The organism is Terrisporobacter mayombei (genome assembly GCF_020748465.1).
In the GTDB taxonomy this organism is placed as follows: Bacteria; Bacillota; Clostridia; order Peptostreptococcales; family Peptostreptococcaceae; genus Terrisporobacter; species Terrisporobacter mayombei.
The window spans coordinates 1-480 of record NZ_JAHZMP010000169.1; the positions used below are offsets into that span (position 1 = coordinate 1).

Annotated in this window: 2 protein-coding genes; both read right to left on the reverse strand. The window is 43.3% G+C overall.

The genetic code is table 11. From position 1 onward, the window contains the following. A partial coding sequence (locus K0039_RS25110) for a YmdA family protein (protein WP_228106852.1) occupies nt 1-207 on the reverse strand: 207 nt, incomplete at its 3' end. A 147-nt stretch (nt 208-354) separates the two neighbouring features. Continuing rightward, entirely contained in the window at nt 355-474 is a 120-nt protein-coding gene (locus tag K0039_RS25115) for a hypothetical protein (protein ID WP_500303714.1), read from the reverse strand. Nucleotides 475-480: the final 6 nt, after the last annotated feature.

A 480-nucleotide genomic window follows, 5' to 3' on the forward strand; every position in this document is an offset into this window, starting at 1 on the left:
GTTTTTGACATTGCCGCTCATTAACGCTTTGCTGGAGTAGGTTTTGCCCGGAATAGAACCATTCTGTGGGCAGTTCATTTCTACGGGTGATGACTGGGTGCTGACGTCACATGCCGGTTCCACAATTTGGCCATAAAAATGGATCACGCCCCCTTGCACGGTGCTTCCAGCAATGGCAATAAAAGGAAAAAACAAACTGCCGAGCATAAGAGAGTTTAAAAAAGGTCTGAACCATTATTCCGTTTCCGCAATGATTAGTCTTCCTTGAGGGTTGTGTTATCCATACTTTCAGGTTGGCTGATTCGCAGCAGACCATTCTCTCCAGATTCATCTTATGCTCGATATTTCAACAAATTAAGACTTTTCTGAAGAGGGCGGCCATTGTTGTGATAAATGAAGTGACTGTCCATCAGAAACAGTAACAACAATTTTCACCCGATCGTCCGGGGAAATATTTAAACTCAACTTCGTCAAAGCAAT